This is a genomic window from Glycomyces sp. MUSA5-2, assembly GCF_037034145.1.
In the GTDB taxonomy this organism is placed as follows: domain Bacteria; phylum Actinomycetota; class Actinomycetes; order Mycobacteriales; family Micromonosporaceae; genus Glycomyces; species Glycomyces artemisiae.
Window position 1 is genome coordinate 307,989 of the sequence record NZ_JBAGKG010000002.1, and the last position, 23,160, is coordinate 331,148.

The window sequence follows — 23,160 nt, forward strand, 5'->3', positions numbered from 1 at the left end:
TCCTTTCACAGCGCGGCACGCCCGGCCTTGGGGGAGGGGGCGCGGCGCGGGGCGTCATCCGGGGGCGGCAACACTTGGAACAGTAGTCAACAACTGTGGTTTTTCAACCCCGAGCACCGCGTGAGAAGATCGACACGGGACGTTGCGGACCAGTGTTTCTGCTGGTAGAAGCCGTGAAAGTCGCCATTAGCTTGTTGCCAGTTGGATTGTCTACAAACAGACATTCGACAGAATTGAGACCGTGCGGAGACCCCTCCGAGTCCGATTTGTGACCTCGTACCCGGTCGCTACTTCAGCCGGGCCGCCTTCGCGCGCGCCGTCAGGTCCGCCAGATCCCCGTCGCTCAGCCCGAGCTTGCGGGCCTTCTCGTACTCCCCGGCGATGTTGGTGCCCATCCGCATCGGCGAGTCCGTCCCGAGCACCACCGCGATCCCCGCCTCCAGGAACCGCGGCAGCGGGTGCGCCTCAAGCGCGGGCACCATCCCCAGCACCACCGCCGACGTCAGGCACACTTCGACCGTCACGTTCCGCTCAGCGAGGAGCCGCATGATCCCCGGGTCGCTCGCCGCCCCCACGGCGTGCCCGATCCGCCCGATCTCCTCGATCTCCGCGAGCACCGCCAGGTTCGAGGCGTTGAACGCCCCCGCCGGGACCGTCACCCCCAGGCCCGCCGCGCCCGCCGCCTCGGCCACTACCCGGCCCCGCGACCAGTCCGCCTCGGCCGCATACGGGACGTAGATGATCTCCACGCCCGACAGGCCCGCCGCCGCGGCGTCGGCGAACGCGTCGCACAGCTCCCGCAGCATCGGGTCCCACAGGTTCATCGACAGCACCGCGCCCGCGTCGAACTCCGGGTAGTCCTCCGCGACCCGCTCCCGCGCCGCCTCGAACCGCTCCATGAACTGCGGGTACACCACCGACTCCTGCGGCAGCCGCAGCTCGGTGTAGACGGCGCCCCCGCGCGCCGCCGCCGCCAGCGCGTCGACCAGGATGCCCTCGTAGACCTCCGGGTCCACCGCGTCCAGGTCGAACCGCGGCACCGCGGACATCCGCTGGAGCCGGGCCAGCCCCGGCGCGACGTCGCGCACGCTGTCGCGCCGGTCGCCCCAGTCCACCGGGGAGGAGCTCAACACCTGATCGAGGCGCGCGGGCCATTCCGTGTTCTGGTGCAGGTCGATGAGGTCCATGTTGGGATGATCACATTCCGATCACGGAGGGGCCGGGCTTTCGCCCGGCGTGTCCCTTTCGGGGACTGACCGCTTTCCGACAGTCAGGCGCGGTGTCCCTCCTTCGGATGAATTTCCGGTGCCCGGCTGCGGACTCCGTCGTACACGTGCCGCCGTGACGGCCGCCCGTCCGGACCGTGACCGCCGCCCGGCCCCGGAATGACTCCCTGATCACGGCCCCCGGACCCCCATGAGACACGTCCCAGGCGCACTCGCTGAGGTTCCCTCCAGGCGGTGCCGCGGATAGACTTCCGCGTTATGAACCCGCACGACGAACCCGAGATGGGCCCGCTGTTGTCGAGCATCGGCGCACTGGCCGATTTCAAGTCGCTGGACGAGGACGACCTCCCGGAGCTCGCCGACGAGCTGCGCCGGTTCCTCGTCGACGCGGTCGCCAGGACCGGCGGCCACATCGGCCCCAACCTCGGGGTCGTCGAGCTCACCATGGCGATCCACCGGGTCTTCGACTCCCCCCACGACCAGATCGTCTTCGACACCGGCCACCAGTCGTACGTCCACAAGGCCCTCACCGGCCGCGCCGGCGACTTCGCGGGCCTGCGCGGGCGCGGCGGCCTCACCGGCTACCCCAGCCAGGCCGAGTCGCCCCACGACCTCGTCGAGAACTCCCACGCCTCCACGTCCCTCTCGTACGCCGACGGCCTCGCGAAGGCCCACGCGCTCTCCGGCTCCGACCGCCACGTCGTGGCCCTCGTCGGCGACGGCGCGCTCACCGGCGGCATGTGCTGGGAAGCCCTGAACAACATCGCCGCCCGCGACGACCTCAAGCTCGTCATCGTCGTCAACGACAACGGCCGCTCCTACGCGCCCACCGTCGGCGGCCTCGCCAAGCGCCTCTCGGCCCTGCGCCTCAACCCCGGCTACGAGCCCGCGCTCCGCAAGATCCAGGAGCTCGTCGAGCGCATCCCCGTGTTCGGCCGCGCCGCCTACGCGGGCCTCCACGCCGCCAAGACCGGCCTCAAGGACGCCCTCGCCCCCCAGGGCATGTTCTCCGACCTCGGCATCAAGTACGTCGGCCCCGTCGACGGCCACGACCTCGGCGAGCTCACCCTCGCCTTGGAGCGCGCCAAGGGCTTCGGCGGCCCCGTCATCGTCCACGCCCTCACCGAGAAGGGCCGCGGCTGGGCCCCCGCCCGCGCCGACGAGGCCGAGCAGATGCACTCCCCGCCCGCGTTCGACCCGATCACCGGCGAGCCCGTCGGCTCCTCCAAGCGCCGCTGGACCGGCGTGTTCGCCGACGAGCTCGTCGCCCAGGCGAACCTGCGCCCCGAGGTCGTCGCGATCACCGCGGCCATGCCCGGCCCCACGGGCGTCGACAAGCTCATGAAGCTGCACCCGAACCGCGTCTTCGACGTCGGCATCGCCGAGCAGCACGCCGTGACCTCCGCGGCCGGGCTCGCCATGAACGGCATGCACCCCGTCGTGGCCGTGTACTCCACGTTCATGAACCGCGCGTTCGACCAGACCGTGCTCGACGTCGCCATGCACAAGCTGCCGGTGACGTTCGTGCTCGACCGGGCCGGGATCACCGGCCCCGACGGGCCCAGCCACTACGGCATCTGGGACACCTCGATCTTCCGCGTCGTCCCCGGTCTCCGCATCGCCGCGCCGCGCGACGCCGCCACGCTCCGCGAAGAGTTCGCCGAGGCGCTCACCGTGGACGACGGGCCGACGATGCTGCGCTGGCCCACGGGCGCGGTGCCGGAGCAGGACATCGCCGCCGTCGACGTCCACGAAGGACTCGACGTGCTCGTCAAGCACGAGGACGACGAGCTCCTGATCACCGCGTGCGGCTCCCTCGCCGGGACCGCGGTCGAGGCCGCGTCCCTCCTTGCGGCCCAAGGCATCCGCGCCACCGTGGTGGACCCGCGCTGGATCTCCCCGGTCCCCGATGCGCTCGTGAAGCTCGCGGGCCAGTACCCGCTCGTCGCGACCGTCGAGGACGGCATCCGCACGGGCGGCTTCGGCGACGCGCTCGCGCAGGCTCTGCGCGACTCGGGCGACGAGACCCCGCTCGTGGACTTCGCCGTCGAGCGCGGCTGGCACCCGCACGGCTCCCGCGGCGAGCTGCTGGAGGACCTGGGCCTGACGCCCGCGGCGATCGCCGAGCGCCTCGCCGCCGAAGTCCACCGCCGCGGCGAAGCCGAAGCGCACCACCACCACTAGCCGTAGACGCAGAGCGGCGCGGCGGTCCTGGTGGGACCGCCGCGCCCGGTGCTACTCATTCAGACGCCGCGAAGCGCTGATCGGTTGCATCCTCATCGCATCGCTTTCAGTCCCTGCCTGATCCGGGCGAGGTCGCGGCGGCGCTTCTCGAACGTCGCGCCCGCGCCGATGAGGACGACGCCGCCGATCGCGGGCGGGATCCACACCGGGATGTAGTCCCACACCAGCGACAGCTCGTTGATCGTGAGCACCGCGAGCGCGATCGACCCGAGCACCAGGGGCGCCTGCCAGCGGCGTCCCAGTCCCGCGATGATGACCGCGATGGCGGCGGCCCCCACGCCGACGCGGCGGGCCGGTTCGCCGTCGCCGAGTGCGAGCAGCAGCGAGGGCCCGATGCCGATGAGGATCGGGACGGCGAGCGTCGCCCACGACCCGGTCTGCGGGCGCTTCTCCAAGCGCCACAGGCCGATGAGGAACAGGACCGCGGCCGGGGGCGCGGTGAAGAACTCAAGGGTCTGCACCTCCTGCGCGGCCAGCAGCAGCCACCAGCCGACGGTGCCGGTGCACAGGGCCGCGATGATGTAGCCCCACTTGCGGACCGGCACCATGAGCGCGGTCCCCGCGAGCGCCAGCGTGTACACCCCGAACTGGGCGGGCAGGAACAGCCGCAGGTCCGAGCCCTCCCAGACCGCCTCGACCCACGGGAACAGGCCGCCGATCACGGAGACGGCGGCGACGACGTGCGCGAGGACCGAGCCCAGGACCCGGTCCGGGCGGCTGCGCCGCGGCGCGCCCGCGGCGACGGCGAGCATCGCGGCGGCGGTCACGGTGAGCCAGAACGGGACCCAGCCTTCGCCGGGGTCGATCGAGCGCGAGTCGGAGGCCGCGAGGGCCGCGATCGGGGCCCACACCGCGAGGGCGACCCAGCCGCAGCACCGGCCCGCGAGCGTGCGGGAGGCCAGGGCCGTGACGAGGCCGACGACCGCGCACAGCGTGAAGCCGATGAAGGGCACCGCGTCCCACTGCTCGGGGTCGCTGTGCCACAGCAGGATCGAGGTGGAGACGACCGCGAACGTGAGCGCGAGCGCCGCGCCCTGGACGCGGAACCGCACCGGCAGCAGCACCGCCGCGAACGCCAAGGCCACCAGGACGATCGGGATCTCCCACGTGAACACTCCGGCGGGTTCGGCGCCGAACCACAGCACCCCGAGGCCGCCGAGCGTGATGAGCGAGGCCGCGAGCGCGGTCCCCGCGCCGACCAGGTAGGAGGCGATCCGCAGCGGCTCCCCGAGCGGCTCGCCGAGGAGCGGCGCGACCAGGCGGGCGGCGAGGAACACGGCGAAGTAGGCGCTCAGGTCCGGCGCGTCGAACGCGACGGTGGCGAAGGCCGCGAGCGCGGCGAGTCCGGCGCCCTGCGCGAGCGCGAAGCCCCACTTGTAGTCGCGCGACCCGGCGGTGGCGAAGGGGACGATCGCGGCGGCGAGGAGCGCGAGCGACGGCACGGCCAGCTCGCCCGAGCCGGAGCGGACGGCGAGCGTCCACGCGCACAGCACGAGCGATCCGGCCGCCGAGGCGGCGATGAGCATCGACGTGGTGGAGACGCGCAGCCGCTTCGCGAAGCCCACGCCGACGAGGTTCGCGGCGGCGAGCACGGCGACGGCGGCGGCGACGGGCGGGACGACCGGGTCGTCGAGCCCGAACGCGGCCCGCAGCCCCGCTGAGCACGCGGCGACCACTGCCGCGCAGGTGAGGAGGCGGGAGGCCCACAGGTCCGAGCGCGCGTACCGGCCCGGGAAGCGGGCGGTGAGCCACGCGGCGATGCCGAGGGCGAGCGCGATGGTGAGCATGAGGATGACGGCGAGGCCGAGGTCGCTCGCGGCGGCGTACGAGGCGCCGATCGCAGCGAGCGGGAGCATCGCCCAGCTCGTGGCGCTCAGCCGGGATGCGCCGCGGTAGGCGGCGAGCACGGCCAGGACTCCGGCGGTCCAGGCGCCCACGGTGTCGGGCCCGAAGTCGGTGCCCGGCGGGCGGTACAGGTAGTAGCCCGCGAGGGTCGTGCACCACAGCGCGAGCGCGCCGAGCGCGGCGAACGTCTCGGCGGTGGCCCACAGCTTGAACCGCTTGAACGGGAACGGGACCGCGAGCAGCAGGATCGTGGCGATGCTCAGCACCGCGGCCCGGCCCCCGTTGCCCATGTTGCGCCAGGCCACGGCCGTGAAGATGATGAGCGCGGCGGCGACGAGCAGCCCGCCGAGGCTCAGCAGCACGGTCTGCACGGTCTTCGTCCCGACCTCCCCGCCCGGAGGCGGAGGCGGCGGGGGGAGGTAGGCGGCCGGTGCGCCGCTGGGCGGCGTGTGCGGCTGGGGTGCGTAGGGCGCGGCGGCGGCCGGTGCCGCCTGCGGAGTGCCGTGCGCGGGCGTCTGCGGCACCTGCGGAACTTGCGGCACCGGAGCGGCCTGGGCCTGCCGCTCGGCTTCGGCGAGATATCCGGCGGCCACCTCGCGGAGGCCGTCGAGCACCTCGATCCGCTCCGCCTCCACGGCGGCGCGGCTGGTGAGGGCGGTGGGCATCGACGCCAGGACCGCGTCGAGGTCGCCGAGCCGCTGCAGCAGCGGCTCGGGTCCGCGCCCGCAGGCGGCGCACCCGGCGGCCGTCGATGGACGCCCGCAGCGGGGGCAGTTGTACGTCGTCATGTGCACAGTGTGCTGGGCCTGTCAAATCAAGCACGGCACAAAACGGGCGCCAGTTGTGCACGTCCCACAACCCGACCGCCCCGCGGCCTCGTCAGGGACCCCGTATTTTTCAGGTTTCCTCCAAACGGACCACCAACGCGATCCCCTTGGACTCCCATAAGCGGCAGCCTGCACCGCCAAATCCGGGAAGTCGATATCCCTTCTCCCGGTGTCAGGGCGATTCGGATCTGACGGATCCGCGCTAGGGACGCCCATGTGGTTGATTCACCTCCTCATGTGGTGTGTCGCCGCCGGCTTCCACTCCGGGACGGCCGGCTGTCCGATGTCGCTCCTCCGGGTCGCGGGTGCGCCTGGCGGATATTGCTTCCCGGTGGGCGTGCTGGTGCCCATCGGAGGTGGTGCGTCCCTCTGGGCAGGCTTGCGCCCGTGCCGGGATGATGCGTCCTCCGGGCAGGCTTGCGCCCGTGTCGGGGTGGTGCGTGTGTGTGGCCGTGGCCGCGGTGTGCGGGTGCGCATCGGGGTGGTGTCGCGGTGCCGGGTCCTCTAATGCCCGGCCGGGTGCGGCACTTCCCTGCGTGTGCGCGGTCGCTGCGTGCGGCGTGTGTGTTCGGCCTCGTCGGTCGCTTGCTGGTCCGGTCGTGTGTCTCGTAGCGGACACCGCCCGGGGTCGAGGTGATCCCTTCCCCGGGTCCCCCGCCCGATCACCATGCCCCCGCCAAGGGGGGTGGTTGACTGCTGCGGGTCCCGATAGCACTCCGAGATGAGATCTGCCGTCGGCCCGACACCTTGCGTCGGCGGCGCTGCCTCGGAAAAGGTCTGGTTTGCCGGTCGGCCAGAGGCTTGGCTTAGTCTGCTTACACCGCCCGACACCTGTACGATTTCCCTGTCCCTGTGCGTACCCCAATCATCCCTCGCACCAGGCGCCACTGTCATCACCCACACGCGGGCAATACCCTCACGTTCCGCCCCCAACCCCCCACTGCCCCAAGGCAACCCGCGCACCCCCGGCCCACCACCCACCCTCTCGTCGCCGCCCGCACGAACCCCAACCCCCACCCCACCCGCAAGCAGCAAGGACCCCCGCACCATCCCGATGCGAGGGCCCTTCCAATTCCCCGACAAGCGTCAGCGCATGGCCTTGAGCGACCGGCCGATCCGGGCGAGGTCGCGGCGCCGCTGCTCCAAGGTCGCGCCCGCGGCGATGAGGACCGCGCCGCCGATCGAGAGCGGGATCCACTTGGGGACCGCGCTCCACACCAGGGCGATCTCGTTGACCGCCAAGGCCGTCAGCACCACCGCCCCGAGGACCAGCGGCGCCTGCCAGCGCCGCCAGGCGCCCGCCATCAGCACCGCCACGGCGGCCGCGCCGACCGCGATCCGGCGCCAAGGGTCGCCCTCCGGCCCGAGCGCCATGACCAGCGACGGGCCGAAGCCCACCGCGAGCGCCGGGCCCAGCGCGAGCCACGAGCTCGTCGCCGCGTCGTGCCGCAGCAGCCACAGTCCCAAGCCGACCAGCACGACGGCAGGCGGCACGGTGTACCACTCCACCGCGGTCGCCCCGCCGTACGCGGCGAACATGAGCGCGGCAACGACCATCGAGGCGCACGAGCCGAGCACGTGCCCGAGCCGCTTCGCCGGGTTCGCGATCGCGGCCGCCGCCAGTGCGCCCGCGTAGGCCGTGAACCCCAATGGCGCGTCCAGGCTGATCCCGTCTGCCAGCGCGATCCCGGTGAGCCACACCAGGTACACCCCGATCATGGAGTGCGCGCCGACCCGGCCCCACACCAAATCCGCGCGGCCGCGGTCGCCGCTGCTGTCGCCGCCGCGGCGAACGAACCAGGTCGCCGCGAGCAGCACCGAGACGACCCCGACCGCGACCGCCAGGGCCGACCCGGGGTCGAGGTCGTTCGTCGCAGGACGGTAAGCCCACGCCAGCGCCGCCGCGGTGACCGCCGGGTACGCCGCCGTCCACCCCAGGACCCTGCGGCCCGTCCCGGGCGAGGTGAACGCCACCAACACCGCCAGCGCCGCGACCGCGGCCAGGGATGCGGCCGACCTCCCGGCCAGCGCCCCTGCGCTCATGGCGGCCGTGGCCGCGGCCAGCGCCAGGAAGTCGCGCCGCCAGCCCTTGGCGACGAGGAAGACGCCGACCGCGCTCCCGACCGCGATCGCCGGAACCTCCCACTGCACCAGCGGGTTCGGCTCGGCCCCGTAGGCGACCGGCAGCGCCGTGGCGCTCACGAACGTGCACCAGGCCAACACCGAGGCGCCGATGACCATGGCGCCCTTGCGGAGGGCGTCTGCGAGCGCTGCGGGGAAGATGAAGGAGACGGCGAGCGAGAGCACCGCGGCGGCGAAGAACGCCGTCAGCTCGTACGCATCGGTGATCACCGCGCCGAGCACCGCGAGCGAAGCCGTGACGGCGCTGGCGGCCGCGCCGAGCGGCAGGCGCTCGTAGCCGTTCGGGTCGGTCCAGGAGGCGGCCAGGATGACCGCGACCGCCGAGAGGCCGAATGCGGGGACCGCGACCAGCGGCTCCAGGGACCGGAGTGCGAGGACCCACGAGGCGATGGTGAGCGCGCCCGCCGCCGAGCCGAGGACTGCGACGGCAGCGGTGGAGGCTCCTGCGAAGCGGGCGTGGGCGGTTGCGAGCATGCACGCGGCGGCGAGGAGGCAGCCGGTTGCCGCCGCCACCGGCAGGATCGCGGCGTCGAGGCCGAAGGCGGCCCGCATGCCTGCGAGGAAGACCGTGGTGATCGCGGCGGCCAGGAGCACGCGCGCGGACCACTGGTCGGCGCCCGTGTGTCGGGTCGGGGCGGCTTTCACGGTCCAGGCGGCACCGGCGAGGAGGAGCCCGATGGCGCCCATGTGGAGTGCGGCTTCGAGGGCGTCGCCGAAGGCGGCGAACGCGGCGCCGGTCGCGGCGAGGGGGAGGAGCGCCCAGGCTGGGGCGGCGACGCGGGCGGCGATCCGGTAGAGGGCGGCGGCGACGAGGACGGCCGCGGTCCAGCGGGCGACGGACACGGCGGTGAGGCCGGTGCCGCTCGGCAGGTACAGGTAGTACCCGGCGAGTGCGGAGCACCACAGCGCGAGCGTGGCGGTGGCCGCGAGCGTCTCGGCGGTCGCCCACAGGCGGAACCTGGTGAGCGCGAACGGGACGGCCATGAGCAGGCCGGTGGTCCCGGCGAGGATGGTGAGCCGTCCGCCGTCGCCGAGCTGGCGCCAGGCGACGGCGGTGAAGACGATGACTCCGGCGGTGAGCAGGAGCCCGCCGAGGCACAGCAGGACGATCTGGACGGACTTGGCGGTGACCTCGGCGCGGCGGCCGGGCCGGTCCGCGGGAGGCGGAGGGGGTTGCGGCGGAAGGTGTTCCGATGCGGTTACGGGCTGATCCATACGCACAGTGTCGAGGCGATGTCAAACCAGTAACCGGACAAATCGGGCATTATTTGTGGAGTTCCGACAGTGTCCGGAGCCGCCGCGCCGCCCGGTCGCCCCGTTTTTCTCGGGTTCCTCCAAACGGACCGCGGCCGCGGGGCCGAATCGAGGGCACCCGACATCGGAGCGCCTAAGGGACCCCCGGTTTTCAGTATCTCTCGGGGGTACGACATTTCGGGGAAATAGGAACGGGCCTCGCGTTGTGGAGATCGCGAGGCCCGTTCCGTCGGGAGGAGGATAAGTCGTTAAGACGCGCTCTCGTAGGCGTCGATGATGGACCAGGCGAGGTCCTCCCACTGGGCGTAGTAGTCCGGGAAGGCCGAGACCTGGACGGCCTGGGCGGCGGAGGCGATGGACATGTCCTCCCAGCCGTCGACGTCCTCAAGGGTGCCGTAGAACTTGCTGGCGGAGGTGGAGACGTCCATGAGCTCCTCGACCGAGCCCCAGCCCATCGAGGTGCGCTGCTGGAAGATGCCGACCGAGTCGTGGTCCTCGTAGTGGACGTCGGAGTCGGTGTAGTCCCAGGACTCGGGGACGTCGTTGGAGGCGGCGTTGTAGAGCTTCGCCTCCTGCATCGCGGTGGCGAGGGCGACGGCCCAGCCGTTCTCGTCGAAGCCCATGTCCTTGCCGGTCTCGATGATCGTGACGGCGTTGGCCTCCTGCTCGTCGTCGATGCCTTCGACATCGATGTCGACGGGCCCGGCGGGCTCCTCGGTGGTCTCCTCCACGACCGGCTCGGGGGCCGGCTCGGTGGTGGCCTCCTCGGTCGGCTCCTCGGTCGCGGGGGCCGCTTCCTCGGTGGTCGCCTCCTCGGTGGTGGCCGGGGCCTGCTCGACGGCGGCGGTCTCCTCGACCGGCTCGTCGGTGTTCGAGATGGCCCAGGCGGCGGTGGCGCCCGTGCCGGTGAACACGGCGGCCGCGAGGCCGACGGTGGCGATGCGGCGGAAGCGGTGGTGCTCCCCGGCCGCGTCATTGAAGGACAGCCGCTGGGAGAGCGCGGCGGCGGCGCTCCGGACCGGACCGGTCACGCCTTCGATGATCTTGCGAAAATGCACTGGGCAAACCTAGGGGCGAAAATCCCCAGGTCAAACCGGGTCGCGGCCGCGGAAACGCAGGTGGCAAGGGGTTTCCGTACCGGCGAGTAGACTCTATGGCTTTTGCCCGGTACCGGCCCTATCGGCGCCCTCGCCCGAGCGCGTCACCGCTGCCGTCCGGCCCCGTCGGTACACGGGACGAGCCCGGACTCGTCCTTTCGGAGGAGTCCGGGCTCGCCGCAAAGATAATGTGATCGGGCACACCGGACGCTACGAGGCGAAGGGCTTTCCGGTCACATCGGTCGAAATCCCCTCGCGGTCCAGGTACGGCGTGAGGCCGCCGAGCCAGAACGGGAAGCCCGCGCCGAGGATCATCGCGAGGTCCACCTGCTTCGCCGAGGGCACGACGCCCTCGTCGAGCATGAGGCCGATCTCCTCGGTCAGGCCGCGCAGCACGCGCTGCTCGACCTCCTCCGCGGACTGCGGCGAGTCACCGAGCGCGATCTGCGCCTTGGCTTCCTCGGTGAGCTTCCCCTTGCCCTTGTGCGCCGGGTCGAAGACGGGGAAGTCCGCCTCGGCCATGCGCCGCAGGTTCTCCGACGCGGGGAAGCGCGGCCCGAGGTCCTCGTTCAGGTGCTGGCACAGGTGCCAGGCCACCTGGAGGCCCACGAGCTCCAGGAGCGCGAACGGGCGCATCGGCAGGCCCAGCCGGTCGAGGGCCACGTCGGCGGTCTCGACGGGCGTGCCCGCGTCCACCGCGCCGGTGACCTCGGCGAGCATGCGGCCGAGCAGGCGGTTCACGATGAACGCCGGCCGGTCCGCCGAGCCCACGGCGGTCTTCTTGAGCTTCTTCGCGACCGCGTAGGCCGTCGCCAGGGTCTCGTCGTCGGTCGAGTCGGTCGCGATGACCTCCACGAGCGGCATGACGGCCACCGGGTTGAAGAAGTGCATGCCCACGAGCCGCTCGGGGTGCTTCAGCTGCGAGGCCATCGCGGTGATCGAGAGCCCCGAGGTGTTCGTGACGAGCAGGGCCTCCTCCGAGACGATCGGCTCGATCTCGGCGAACACGGCCTGCTTGACGCCCAGCTCCTCGAAGACCGCCTCGATGACCAGGTCGCAGTCGGCGTACACCGACTTGTCCGCGCTGGCGGAGACGAGCGCGCGGAGCTTGGCGGCCTTGAGCTTCGAGGTGCGGCCCTTCGCTTCGAGCTTGTCGATCTCGGCCTGCACGTACGCCAGGCCCCTCTGGGCCCGCTCCTCGTCGAGGTCGGTCATGATCACGGGTACTTCGAGGCGGCGCGCGAACATGAGCGCGATCTGCCCGGCCATGAGCCCGGCGCCGACGACGCCGACCTTCGTGACGTCCTTCGCGAGCCCGGGGCTCGGGGCGCCCTCGGGGCGCTTGCCGAGCGAGCGGACCAGGTTGAACGCGTAGATGCTGGCCTGGAACTGCGGCCCGGCCTCCAGGTCGGCGAGGGCCTCGTCCTCGGCGAGGGACCCCTCCTCGAAGGAGGCGTGCTGCGCGAGTTCGAGCAGGTCCAGGGCCCGCACCGCGGCGGCGGAGGCGTTGTGGACCTTCTCGTCGACGAGCTTGCGGGCGCCCGCGATCACGGCCGGCCAGGCGTCCCGGTCGATCTCGGGTCGCTCGACGGCGATCGCGCCCGTGGCGACTCCCACCGCCCAGTCCAGGGACTCCTCGATGAAGTCGGCGCCCTCGAACTCGGCGTCGGCGATGCCCAGCGGCACCAGGTCGGCGCCCTTGAGCATCTTGTTCTGGTTCAGCGGGTTCCCGACGACGACCTGCGCGGCCTTCTCGATGCCGATGAGGTTCGGCAGGAGCTGCGAGCCGCCCCAGCCGGGGATGAGCCCGATCGAGACCTCCGGCAGGCCCAGGCCCACCGCGGTCTTGGAGACGGTGCGGTAGTGGCAGTGCAGCGCCAGCTCGAATCCGCCGCCGAGCGCCGTGCCGTTCACAAACGCGAACGTCGGCACCGCGGAGTCCTTGAGCCGCTTGTACAGCGCGTGCCCGGCCTGCGCGAGCGCCAGGCCCTGCTCGCGGGTCTCCAGGCTCGGCATGAGCTTGATGTCGGCGCCCGCCAGGAAGATGAACGGCTTCCCGGTGACGGCGACGAGCTTGACCCCGTCCTCGGCCTCGACGGTGTCGAGGGCCCGCCACAGGCTCTTGAGGCCCCCCGGCCCGAACGACGAGGGCTTGGTGTGGTCGTAGCCGTTGTCGAGCGTGATGATCGCGGCCTTGCCGCCGAGCCCGCGGGGCTCGACGAAGCGCACGTAGGACTCGGTGACGACCTCTTCCTCGAAGTCGGGGAGGTCGAGCGGCGTCGCGGACATTAGTTGGCCCCCTTGAAGTTCGGGTTCTCCCAGATGACCGTGCCGCCCTGGCCGAGGCCGACGCACATGGTCGTGATGCCGTAGCGCACCTCGGGGTGCACGGCGAACTCGCGGGCGAGCTGCGTCATCAGCCGCACGCCCGAGGAGGCCAGCGGGTGGCCCATCGCGATGGCGCCGCCCCACGGGTTCACCCGCGGGTCGTCGTCGGCGATCTTGAAGTGGTCGAGGAACGCCAGCACCTGGACGGCGAACGCCTCGTTGATTTCGAACAGGCCGATGTCGTCGATCGTGAGCCCCGCGCGCGCGAGGGCCTTCTCGGTGGACGGGATCGGCCCGACGCCCATGGTCTCGGGGTCGACGCCCGCGAACGCGAAGCCGACCATCTTCATGGCGACCGGCAGGCCCAGCTCGGCGGCGGTCTCGGCGTCGGCGATGAGGCACGCGGTGGCGCCGTCGGTGTTCGGCGAGGAGGTCCCGGCGGTGACGCGCCCGTGCGGGCGGAACGGGGTGCGCAGGTTCGCGAGCCCCTCCATGCTCGTCGACGGCCGCGGCAGCTCGTCGGCGACGGCCACGGTCCAGCCCTCGTCGGAGCGGGCGGCCATCGTGGTGATGTCCGCCGACAGCTGCTCCACCGCTGCGGCATAGCGCTGCTGCGTCTGCACCGCGTACGCGTCGGCGCGCTCCTTGGTGAGCTGCGGGTACAGGTCGTGGAGGTTCTCGGCGGTCACGCCCATCTGGAGGGCGTCCGGGTCGACCAGGCGCTCGGCGATGATCCGCGGGTTCGGGTCCACGCCCTCGCCCATCGGGTGGTTCGACATCGACTCCACGCCCCCGGCGATGGCGATGTCGTACTGGCGCGAGGCGATCGCGGCGGCGACGTTGGTCACCGCGGTCATCGCGCCCGCGCACATGCGGTCGATCGAGTAGCCCGGGACGGACCGCGGCAGGCCCGCCAGGAGCGCGGCGGTGCGGCCCAGCGTCAGGCCCTGGTCGCCGATCTGCGTCGTGGCCGCCAGCGCCACCTCGTCGACCCGCTCAGGCGGCAGACCCGGGTTGCGGCGCAGCAGCGTCCTGATGCAGCGGATGATCAAGTCGTCGGCGCGGGTCTCCTCGAAGAGTTTCCCCGCCTTGCCGAACGGGGTGCGGACCCCGTCGACGAAGACGACATCGCGGATGGTGTCGTTCACGCCAGCCCCTCCTTTGGGTATGCAGCGTCGGTGAGAGTGCACGTCGGCACGAGTGCAACGTCACAACCGATGTTACCCGTTAGTAAGTTCAGTGTCACGGCCCCCCGCCGCGTGTCGGACATCCGTCTTCCGCGAAACGTTCGCCCTGCTCGCGACCGCCCCCGGAGACGGCGAAGGCCCCGCCTCGGCGGGGCCGTTCCGGCGTGCAGGGGTTCAGTCCTTGAGCGCCTCGGCGAGGCCCTCGGCGAGGAGGTCGATCTGCCATTCCCGGGCGCCGCCTTCGGCGAGGACCGTGCGGACGTGCTTCTCGGAGACCTTCTTCGGCGGCTCCCACGCCAGGCCCCGCACCAGCGCGGGGGAGATGAGGTTCTCGGCGGGGAGGCGGTGCTTGCCGGCGATCTCGGTGACGACCTCCCGGGCAGCGGCGAGGCGCTCGGCCGCGACCGGGTCGCGGTCGGCCCAGCGGTGGGTCGCGGGCGGGCCGTCCTGGGGCGGGGTCGTCGACGGCAGCTCGTCGGCGGGGACGAGCCGCGCGTCGGCGAGGGCCTGGAGCCACAGGCGCGCGTTCGTGCGCCCGCCGCGGCGGCGGAACCCGGGCAGGCCCATCAGCTCCGCGAAGTCCGTCGGGTCGGCGGTCGCCGCCTCCACGATCGCCGCGTCCGGCAGGACCTTCCCGGGCGCGCGGTCGAGCTTGCGCGCCAAGGCGTCCCGCGCCTCCCACACCGCGCGCACCCGGCCCAGGGCCTTCGCGCCGCGGACCTTGTGGATGCCGGAGGTGCGCCGCCACGGCTCCTTGCGGGGCTTCGGCGGGCCCGCGGTGCGCACGTGCTCGAACTCGGCCTCGGCCCACGCGGACTTCCCCTGCTTCGCCAGCTCCGCGGCCAGCTTGCCGCGCAGCTCCGTCAGCAGCTCCACGTCGAGCGCGGCGTACACGAGCCAGTCGTGGGGGAGCGGGCGCGAGGACCAGTCGGCCGCCGAGTGCTGCTTCTCCAGCCGGTACCCCAGCAGCTGCTCCGTGATCGAGGCGAGCCCGACCTTCTCGAAGTCGCACAGGCGCGCGGCCAGCTCCGTGTCGAACAGGCGTGTGGGGTGCAGCTCCAGCTCCTCCAGGCACGGCAGGTCCTGGCTCGCGGCGTGCAGGATCCACTCCGGGCCCGCGAGCGCCCGGCGCAGCGGGCCGAGGTCCTCGATCGGGATGGGGTCGACCAGGATCGTGCCCGCGCCGGCCCGGCGCAGCTGGATCAGGTACGCCCGGCCCGAGTACCGGAAGCCGGAGGCGCGCTCGGTGTCCACCGCGATCGGACCCGACCCTGCTTCGAGCCGCTCGGCGGCCTCGGCGAGGTCCGCGGAGGTCTGGATCAGCGGGGGCATGCCTTCGCGAGGCTCGGTGAGGAGCACGGCTTCTGGTTCGGGCTGGGGATCGGTCACCTGTTCACCGTACGGGCAGGTAACCTGCGCGCGCTACTGCCCCGCCGTCCAGGAGACCGATTTCCACCCGATAGTGGGCTCATCACCCTATTTCTCCTCTATCGTGGACGGCCGCCCCCGCCGACCTCCCTCACAGTGCCCCTCCCGGTGCGGGCCACATCGCACTCGCCGCTGCGGGCGGACCGCCCCCGCGCGTGCAAGGATGGCCCTGTGGTCAACGCCGTTCCTTCCCCGCACGAGTCCCCGTTCCTCGCGGCCTGCCGCGGTGAGGAGCCCGTTCACACGCCCGTCTGGTTCATGCGCCAGGCCGGCCGCTCCCTCCCCGAGTACAAGGCCGCCCGCGGCGAGACCTCCATGCTGGAGGCCTGCCGCACCCCCGAACTCGTCTGCGAGATCACGATGCAGCCGGTGCGCCGCCACGGCGTCGACGCCGCGGTCTTCTTCTCCGACATCGTCGTCCCCCTCGCCGCCATCGGCGTCGGCATCGAGATCGTCCCCGGCGTCGGCCCCGTCGTCGCCGAGCCGTTCAGCACCGAGGCCGACGTCAAGCGCCTGCGCAACCTCGACCCCTGCGACGTCCCCTACATCACCGAGGCGGTCGGCCTCCTCGGCAAGGAGCTCGGCGCGACCCCGCTCATCGGCTTCGCCGGGGCCCCGTTCACCCTCGCGTCCTACCTCGTCGAGGGCGGCCCCTCCCGCGACCACGCGAAGACCAAGGCGCTCATGAAGTCCCGCCCCGACGTCTGGCACGCCCTCGCCTCCCGCCTCGCCGCCATCTGCGGCGAGTTCCTCCGCGTCCAAGTGGACGCCGGAGCGAACGCCGTGCAGCTCTTCGACTCCTGGGCCGGGGCCCTCTCGGAGGCCGACTACCGCGAGTTCGCCCTCCCGCACTCCACCGCCGCGCTGGCGGGCGTCGCCGAGTCGGTGCCGCGCATCCACTTCGGCGTCGGTACCGGGCACCTGCTCGAAGCGATGGCCGAGACCGGCGCCGAGATCTCCGGCGTCGACTTCCGCACGCCGCTCGACGAAGCCGCGAAGCGCCTGCCCGGCAAGGTCCTCCAAGGGAACCTCGACCCGGCGCTCATCCTCGCCGACGACGACGCCCTGATCGCCGAGACCGACAAGGTCGTCGCCGCAGGCCGCGCCGCCAAGGGCCACATCTTCAACCTCGGGCACGGGGTCCTCCCGTACTCCGACCCCGCGAAGCTGAAGCTCGTGGTCGACCGCGTGCACGAGACCACCGCCCGATGAGCCCCATGACGCCCGCCCGCGTCACGGGCACGCCGGGGCGCACCCGGGTCCTCGTCGCGGGCGGCGGCATCACCGGGGTCGCCGCCGCGCACCGGCTCCGCGAGCGCCTCGGCCCCGACGCCGAGATCATCATCGCCGAGCAGTCGATGCGCCTGGGCGGCAAGATCCGCACCGCCGACTTCGCCGGGCGCCCGGTCGAGACCGGCGCCGAATCGCTCCTCGCGGCCCGCCCCGAGGCCATTCGGCTCGCCGAAACCGTGGGCCTGGGCGACGCGATCGTCCACCCCGCGGCCCTCAAGCCCGCGCTGAGCCTCGGCGGCGAGCTCGTCGACTTCCCGGCCGGGCACATGATGGGCATCCCCGGGGACCCCGCCGACGTCGCCGCCATCGCGAACGCGAAGGAGCGCCCCGACAACGGGCTCCCGATCCTCGAAGCGGGCCAGGACATGTCCGTCGGCGCGCTGGTGCGTTCGCGCCTGGGGGACGAGGTTCTCGACCGGCTCGTGTCCCCGATGCTCGCGGGCGTCTACGCCGGGGACGTCGACCGCCTCTCCGTGCGCGCCGTCATGCCGCAGCTCGCCGCCGCGCTCGAACGCCATGCGCGCCTGACCGAAGCGGTCGCCGAGATCAAGCGGCCGTCCACGGGCAAACCGGTGTTCGCGACGATCGACGGCGGCCTGGACCGGCTCGTGACCGCCACGTCCGCCGCCGCGCGCGCTGAAATCCGCCTCGGCATGACCGTGCGCGAGCTGCGCCAGACCCCCGACGGCTGGGAGGTCATCACCGGCCCGGTGCCCGACCCGATCCGGGTCCGCGCCGACGCCGTCGTGGTCGCCGTGCCCGCGTCCCCCGCCGCCGAGCTGTTGCGCGCCGTCGCCCCCGAGGCCGCCGCCGCGCTCTCCGGGGTCGCCTACGCCTCGGTCGCCTTGGCCGCGTTCGCCTTCGATGGCGTCGAGCTCCCCGAGCGCTCCGGGTTCCTCACGCCCGCATCTGAAGGCAAGACCGTCAAGGCCGCGACCTTCGCGTCGAAGAAGTGGCCGCACCTGGGGCGCCGCCGCCAGATCGTGCGGGTCTCCATGGGCCGCCTCGGCGAGGAGGCGCTCCTCCAGTACGACGACGCGACCCTCGCCAAGACCGCCCTGCGCGAACTCGGCGAGCACCTCGGGCAGCGCCTGCCCGAGCCCGTCGAGCAGCGCATCGACCGGTGGGGCGGGGCCCTCCCGCAGTACGCGCCGGGCCACGTCGCCCGCGTCGCGGCCGCCCGGGTCGCGCTCGCGCGCCACCGCGGCGTCGCCATCGCCGGGGCCGCCGTCGACGGCGTCGGCATCGCCGCGTGCATCGCCTCAGGCCAGGCCGCCGCCGACGACATCGCTCAGCAACTCGCACCGAAGTAGAAGGGCCGCACCGTGACCGAACGCCAGTCCAACAACCCCAACGCCGCGCGGATCAAGGAACTGAACGACACGATCCGGTACACGCTGTGGTCGGTGTTCCGCGCCGAGGAGCCCATGCCGTCGATCCGGCAGGACCTCGCCAGCGACATGGAGGCGTTCTTCTCCAAGCACTGCGGCGACCAGGGCGTCACCGTGCGCGGCACCTACGACCTCACCGGGATGCGCGCCGACGCCGACCTCATGGTGTGGTGGCACGCCGAGAGCAGCGACGACCTCCAGAAGGCGTACTCGGACTTCCGCCGCTCGGCGCTGGGCCGCCACCTGGCCCCCGTCTGGTCGAACATGGCCGTGCACCGGCCCGCCGAGTTCAACCGCAGCCACCTGCCCGCGTTCCTCACCGAGGAGCCCCGCGGCTACGTGAGCGTCTACCCGTTCGTGCGGTCCTACGAGTGGTACCTCCTCCCCGACGAGGAGCGCCGCGACCTGCTGCGCGAGCACGGCCAGATGGCCCGCGACTTCCCCGACGTGCGCGCCAACACCGTCCCGGCGTTCTCCCTCGGCGACTACGAGTGGATCCTCGCGTTCGAGGCCGACGAGCTGCACCGCATCGTCGACCTCATGCGCGAGCTGCGCGCCTCCCGCGCGAGACTCCATGTGCGCGAGGAGATCCCGTTCTTCACCGGCAAGCGCCGCTCGATCACCGACATCATCAACGACCTGCCGTAATGGACCAGGGCTTCGGCATCGGGGTCACCGCGGCGCAGGTCGCGGTGATCGTCCTGGTCGCCCTCGGGGTCCTCTACGCGATCCTGTTCGCGACCGCCGCGCTCGGACTCGGCGGCTTCACGATGTTCGAGCGCTTCCGCAGGAAGCGCGAGGAACCGGAGGACGACGGCATCGATGGGCTCTTCTAGCTGGCTCTTCCCGGTCCTGCTCATCGCCGCCGCGGCCCTGGTCGCCGAGAGCGTCAGGCAGCTGCGGCGCCGCTGGACCCTCGTCAAGGTCGAGGGCCGCTCCATGGAGCCCGCGCTCAAGGACGGCGGCGAGGTCCTCGCCAAGCGCACCAGGCGGATCGCCGTCGGCGACGTCGTCGTGGTCGCCGCCCCCGACCCGGACCTCGGCTGGGCCGAGGTACGGCGGCTCAAGGCCCCGTGGTGGATCAAGCGCGTCGCCGCCGGGCCCGGCGACGCGGTCCCCGGCGGCGAGGGGACCGTCCCGGCCGGGCACTACTACCTCCTCAGCGACAACCCCGACGGCGAGGACTCCCGCCGCCACGGCCCGTGCCCCGAGCAGATGATCTTCGGCACGATGGTGCACGGTTTCTGACGGGATAGGCGATCCTAACCACCGGGCGCGTCGTCCCGGTATTCGAGACGTGGCAGACTGGAACCATGCCAGCGCTTCGTTCTCGCACTTCCACGCACGGCCGCCAGATGGCGGGCGCTCGCGCGCTGTGGCGCGCCACCGGTATGACCGACTCCGACTTCGGCAAGCCGATCGTGGCCATCGCCAACTCCTACACCCAGTTCGTCCCCGGGCACGTCCACCTCAAGAACATGGGCGACATCGTCGCCGAGGCCATCGCGGAGGCCGGGGGCGTCTCGAAGGAGTTCCACACGATCGCCGTCGACGACGGGATCGCCATGGGCCACTCCGGGATGCTCTACTCGCTCCCCTCGCGCGAGATCATCGCCGACTCGGTGGAGTACATGGTGAACGCGCACTGCGCCGACGCCCTGGTGTGCATCTCCAACTGCGACAAGATCACCCCGGGCATGCTCATGGCCGCGCTGCGGCTGAACATCCCGGTCGTGTTCGTCTCAGGCGGGCCCATGGAGGCCGGGAAGACGATCGACAGCGACGGGATCGTCACGCAGAAGCTCGACCTCATCGACCCGATGATCGCGGCCGCGAACGACGACGTGTCGGACGCGCAGCTGCTCAAGATGGAGGAGCAGGCCTGTCCGACCTGCGGCTCCTGCTCGGGCATGTTCACCGCGAACTCCATGAACTGCTTGACCGAGGCGCTGGGCCTGGCCCTGCCGGGCAACGGCTCGACCCTCGCCACGCACACCGCCCGCCGGGCCCTGTTCGAGCAGGCCGGGCGCACCGTGATGGACCTGGCCCGCCGCTACTACGAGCAGGACGACGAGTCGGTGCTGCCGCGGTCGATCGCCACCAAGTCCGCGTTCGAGAACGCGATGGCCCTCGACGTGGCCATGGGCGGGTCCACGAACACGATCCTCCACCTCCTGGCCGCCGCGCGCGAAGCGGAGCTGGACTTCAACGTCGCCGACATCGACGCGGTCTCGCGCCGCGTCCCGTGCCTGGCGAAGGTCGCGCCGAACTCGGCGAAGTACCACATGGAGGACGTGCACCGGGCCGGCGGCATCCCCGCGATCCTCGGCGAGCTGCGCCGCGGCGGCCTGCTCCACGAGGAGGTCGGCACGATCCACTCCGCGTCGGTGGACGAGTGGCTCGGCACGTGGGACATCCGCGCCGAATCGCCTGCGCCCGAAGCGGTCGAGCTGTTCCACGCCGCTCCCGGGAACGTGCGCACCACGCAGGCGTTCTCGACCTCGAACCGCTGGAAGACCCTCGACACCGACGCCGAAGACGGCTGCATCCGGTCCGTCGAGCACGCGTACACCGTCGACGGCGGCCTGGCGGTCCTGTTCGGGAACCTCGCCGAGGACGGCTCGGTGGTCAAGGTCGCGGGCGTGCCCGAGGAGAACTGGACGTTCACCGGCCCCGCGCACGTCTTCGAGTCCCAAGAGGACGCCGTGCAGGGCATCCTCGACAAGTCCGTGGTCGAGGGCGAAGTGGTCGTCATCCGCTACGAGGGCCCCAAGGGCGGCCCCGGCATGCAGGAGATGCTGTACCCGACGTCGTTCCTGAAGGGCCGCGGCCTGGGCCGCAAGTGCGCGCTCATCACCGACGGGCGCTTCTCCGGCGGCACCTCGGGCCTGTCGATCGGGCACATCAGCCCCGAGGCGGCCGGCGGCGGGCTCATCGCCCTCGTCGAGGACGGCGACGTCATCTCGATCGACATCCCGAACCGCAAGCTCGAACTCCAGGTCGACGACGCGGTGCTCCAGCAGCGCCGGGTCGCGCAGGAGAAGCGCGAGCAGCCCTACACGCCCGTGAGCCGCGACCGGGTCGTCTCCCGCGCGCTCCAGGCGTACGCGTCGATGGCGACCCCCGCGAGCGACGGCGCCGTCCGCAAGGTCGACTGAGGACAGAAGCCGCGGCGGGGTCCTCCGAACGGAGGGCTCCGCCGCTGGCGTTCCCGGGGCAGAATGAAACCGCCCTCATTCCCTCGAAGCCACCCGGAGCAGCCGCATGGCCCGCACTGTCAGCCAGTGGAACTGGACGGATTTCGGCCAGGAGTGGTCCCAGACCGCCGCGATCAACGAGCTCAACCACGACATCGGCGCCGAGCGCCGGGCCCGCCGCCGCGAGCTCGAAGCCGTCCAGAGCGAGATCGGCCAGGGCCTCAAGCAGGTCGGGTCGCGCCTCGACACCGTCGCCGACCGGATCGACCTCCTCCTCACCTGGACCGACCTGCGGTTCCAGGTCCTCGAACTCGACGAGTACCAGGCGCGCAGGGAGATCCGCTCCGCGTTCCGCGCCCTCGCCGAAGGCCGCCCCGCGCGCTTCCCGGAGCTCCCGGACCTGCCCGGGTACTGGCTGCCGCCCGCCGCGGCCGCGATCCTCCCGCTCGTGTTCCGCGGCAGAGGCGGCGCGAACGCGAAGGGCGCCAACCTGACCACGGGCCTCGACGCCGCGCGCGGGCGCGACGCCGTGCGCGCCGAGCTGTTCAATCTCGCCGTCGGCCGCTGCTTCGGGCAGGCCGTCCTCGTCGACGCCGCGTTCCTGCGGCTCATCGCCGACCCCGCCGACCTCGGTGAATGCGGGGACGGGCAGGTCGCAAACGCCTGGCGCGCACTGTGGGAGCACGCCGCGCTCGGCGCCTTCGGCCCGAACGCGGCCGTCCAGCTCACCGGGCGCCTGCGCGAGCTGTTCGACCCCGAGAAGCTCGACGACGAGGAGACCGCCGCCTGGGACGCGGCGATCCTCGGCACCGGAACCGTTGCGGCCGAAGCGTTCAACGCCCTGCGCGTGCACCTCGCCGCCGAGCCCGAGCCGGTCGACCTCGCCGACCTCGACCGCCGCGACGGCCGCTGGCGCCGCTACCTCGAAGAGCTCATCGAGGAGCCCAGCCCCGCCGAGCTGCCGATCGTCGGCGAGATCGAATCCCTCGGCTTCGACGACGGACCCGACCGCTCCCGCCCCACCTGGGCCGAGCCCGCCGGGACCGTCGCGGCCCTCGTCCGCCGCGACCTCTTCGAGCCCGAGACCCCGATCGCGCTGCGCCGCCTGGCACTCGACCTCGCCGCGCCGCTCCTGCGGGCCCGCCTCGAACACCTCCAGGAGTCCATGGAGGCCCCCGCGCCCGCCGTCGTCACCGTCAGGCGCCGCGGCGCCGCCGTGGACGTCACCGCCGCCGGGCACGACGCCGACGAGGCCGCCGCCCTCGAAGACCGCATCGGCCTGCACTTCGACACGAAGGGCCCCTCCAAGCCCGTGTACACGGCCACCGGCGCCGCCATCGGCGTGCTCGCCGCGGCCCTCGCCGCGTTCGGCCAGTGGGTCCCCGCCGTGTTCGTCGCGCTCGCCGTCCTCATCCCCGTCCTCATGTACCGCGGCGACGACAAGAAGGCCCGCAAGGAGACCGAGAAGCGCGACGGGCAGCTCGCGGACCTGCGCGCCGCGCTCTTCACCGCCCGCGCCGACGCCTCCGAGGCCGACAAGGCGGCGGCCGCGGCCCACCTCGCCGACCGGACCGCCCTCGAACGCCTCATCAAGGCCCTGCCCGGAGCCGACTGACCGGACGCGAACGGGAATCGCGGAGGGCCCGAGACGGAAACGGCGGACCATGCGGCATCCTGTAATGCACGAGGCTTCCTACGATC

15 protein-coding genes are annotated in these 23,160 nt (G+C 72.3%); 8 read left to right on the forward strand and 7 right to left on the reverse strand.

Annotated elements, in window-relative coordinates:
* Positions 1 to 287 precede the first annotated feature (287 nt).
* Positions 288 to 1,187, reverse strand: coding sequence for a hypothetical protein (locus WA640_RS07140; protein WP_335986862.1), 900 nt, complete (start codon positions 1,185 to 1,187; stop codon positions 288 to 290).
* Positions 1,188 to 1,484: 297 nt separating this feature from the next.
* On the opposite strand from WA640_RS07140, the gene dxs reads away from it, so the two are divergent.
* Positions 1,485 to 3,410, forward strand: coding sequence for a 1-deoxy-D-xylulose-5-phosphate synthase (dxs, locus tag WA640_RS07145; RefSeq protein WP_335986863.1), 1,926 nt, complete (start codon positions 1,485 to 1,487; stop codon positions 3,408 to 3,410).
* Between the two features lie 92 nt (positions 3,411 to 3,502).
* On the opposite strand, the gene WA640_RS07150 is transcribed toward dxs, so the two are convergent.
* The 6 genes from WA640_RS07150 to WA640_RS07175 form a co-directional block, all read right to left on the reverse strand.
* The gene (locus WA640_RS07150) at positions 3,503 to 6,103 is read right to left on the reverse strand and encodes an SCO7613 C-terminal domain-containing membrane protein (protein ID WP_335986864.1); all 2,601 of its coding nucleotides are present in this window, start codon (positions 6,101 to 6,103) and stop codon (positions 3,503 to 3,505) included.
* 1,125 nt (positions 6,104 to 7,228) lie between these two features.
* Entirely contained in the window at positions 7,229 to 9,499 is a 2,271-nt protein-coding gene (locus WA640_RS07155) for an SCO7613 C-terminal domain-containing membrane protein (RefSeq protein WP_335986865.1), read from the reverse strand.
* Between the two features lie 287 nt (positions 9,500 to 9,786).
* Positions 9,787 to 10,596 (reverse strand): hypothetical protein, encoded by an 810-nt coding sequence (locus WA640_RS07160; RefSeq protein ID WP_146148127.1) that lies wholly within the window; start codon positions 10,594 to 10,596, stop codon positions 9,787 to 9,789.
* A 249-nt stretch (positions 10,597 to 10,845) separates the two neighbouring features.
* The gene (locus WA640_RS07165) at positions 10,846 to 12,924 is read right to left on the reverse strand and encodes a 3-hydroxyacyl-CoA dehydrogenase NAD-binding domain-containing protein (protein WP_335986866.1); all 2,079 of its coding nucleotides are present in this window, start codon (positions 12,922 to 12,924) and stop codon (positions 10,846 to 10,848) included.
* Entirely contained in the window at positions 12,924 to 14,111 is a 1,188-nt protein-coding gene (locus tag WA640_RS07170; RefSeq protein ID WP_106364856.1) for a thiolase family protein, read from the reverse strand. Before WA640_RS07170 ends, WA640_RS07165 begins: the two co-directional genes overlap by 1 nt.
* A 213-nt stretch (positions 14,112 to 14,324) precedes the next feature.
* Entirely contained in the window at positions 14,325 to 15,539 is a 1,215-nt protein-coding gene (locus tag WA640_RS07175) for a ribonuclease D (protein ID WP_335986867.1), read from the reverse strand.
* 210 nt (positions 15,540 to 15,749) lie between these two features.
* Here WA640_RS07175 and hemE point away from each other — a divergent pair, with 210 nt between their 5' ends.
* The 7 genes from hemE (at position 15,750) to WA640_RS07210 (ending at position 23,074) form a co-directional block, all read left to right on the forward strand.
* Positions 15,750 to 16,790 carry a uroporphyrinogen decarboxylase gene (gene hemE, locus WA640_RS07180; protein WP_219926800.1) on the forward strand — a complete coding sequence of 347 codons (1,041 nt, stop codon included), beginning with the start codon at positions 15,750 to 15,752 and terminating at the stop codon, positions 16,788 to 16,790.
* Complete coding sequence (hemG, locus tag WA640_RS07185) at positions 16,787 to 18,184, forward strand: protoporphyrinogen oxidase (protein ID WP_335986868.1); 1,398 nt, start codon at positions 16,787 to 16,789, stop codon at positions 18,182 to 18,184. The genes hemE and hemG overlap by 4 nt, the downstream gene beginning before the upstream one ends.
* Before the next feature lie 12 nt (positions 18,185 to 18,196).
* On the forward strand, positions 18,197 to 18,910 hold the full coding sequence (gene hemQ / locus WA640_RS07190; protein WP_245888998.1) for a hydrogen peroxide-dependent heme synthase: 714 nt from the start codon (positions 18,197 to 18,199) through the stop codon (positions 18,908 to 18,910).
* Positions 18,910 to 19,098 carry a hypothetical protein gene (locus tag WA640_RS07195; RefSeq protein WP_335986870.1) on the forward strand — a complete coding sequence of 63 codons (189 nt, stop codon included), beginning with the start codon at positions 18,910 to 18,912 and terminating at the stop codon, positions 19,096 to 19,098. Before hemQ ends, WA640_RS07195 begins: the two co-directional genes overlap by 1 nt.
* Positions 19,085 to 19,510, forward strand: coding sequence for a S26 family signal peptidase (locus WA640_RS07200; protein WP_335986871.1), 426 nt, complete (start codon positions 19,085 to 19,087; stop codon positions 19,508 to 19,510). The genes WA640_RS07195 and WA640_RS07200 overlap by 14 nt, the downstream gene beginning before the upstream one ends.
* A 65-nt stretch (positions 19,511 to 19,575) precedes the next feature.
* Complete coding sequence (ilvD, locus tag WA640_RS07205) at positions 19,576 to 21,420, forward strand: dihydroxy-acid dehydratase (RefSeq protein WP_335986872.1); 1,845 nt, start codon at positions 19,576 to 19,578, stop codon at positions 21,418 to 21,420.
* A 106-nt stretch (positions 21,421 to 21,526) separates the two neighbouring features.
* The gene (locus tag WA640_RS07210; protein WP_335986873.1) at positions 21,527 to 23,074 is read left to right on the forward strand and encodes a hypothetical protein; all 1,548 of its coding nucleotides are present in this window, start codon (positions 21,527 to 21,529) and stop codon (positions 23,072 to 23,074) included.
* Positions 23,075 to 23,160: the final 86 nt, after the last annotated feature.

Bases quoted from the DNA above. Each gene is read 5' to 3' on its own strand.
- WA640_RS07150 (WP_335986864.1), bottom strand. From the start codon at position 6,103: ATGACGACGTACAACTGCCCCCGCTGCGGGCGTCCATCGACGGCCGCC.
- hemG (WP_335986868.1), top strand. From the start codon at position 16,787: ATGAGCCCCATGACGCCCGCCCGCGTCACGGGCACGCCGGGGCGCACC.
- ilvD (WP_335986872.1), top strand. From the start codon at position 19,576: ATGCCAGCGCTTCGTTCTCGCACTTCCACGCACGGCCGCCAGATGGCG.
- WA640_RS07140 (WP_335986862.1), bottom strand. From the start codon at position 1,187: ATGGACCTCATCGACCTGCACCAGAACACGGAATGGCCCGCGCGCCTC.
- WA640_RS07210 (WP_335986873.1), top strand. From the start codon at position 21,527: ATGGCCCGCACTGTCAGCCAGTGGAACTGGACGGATTTCGGCCAGGAG.
- dxs (WP_335986863.1), top strand. From the start codon at position 1,485: ATGAACCCGCACGACGAACCCGAGATGGGCCCGCTGTTGTCGAGCATC.
- WA640_RS07195 (WP_335986870.1), top strand. From the start codon at position 18,910: ATGGACCAGGGCTTCGGCATCGGGGTCACCGCGGCGCAGGTCGCGGTG.
- WA640_RS07155 (WP_335986865.1), bottom strand. From the start codon at position 9,499: ATGGATCAGCCCGTAACCGCATCGGAACACCTTCCGCCGCAACCCCCT.
- WA640_RS07165 (WP_335986866.1), bottom strand. From the start codon at position 12,924: ATGTCCGCGACGCCGCTCGACCTCCCCGACTTCGAGGAAGAGGTCGTC.
- WA640_RS07200 (WP_335986871.1), top strand. From the start codon at position 19,085: ATGGGCTCTTCTAGCTGGCTCTTCCCGGTCCTGCTCATCGCCGCCGCG.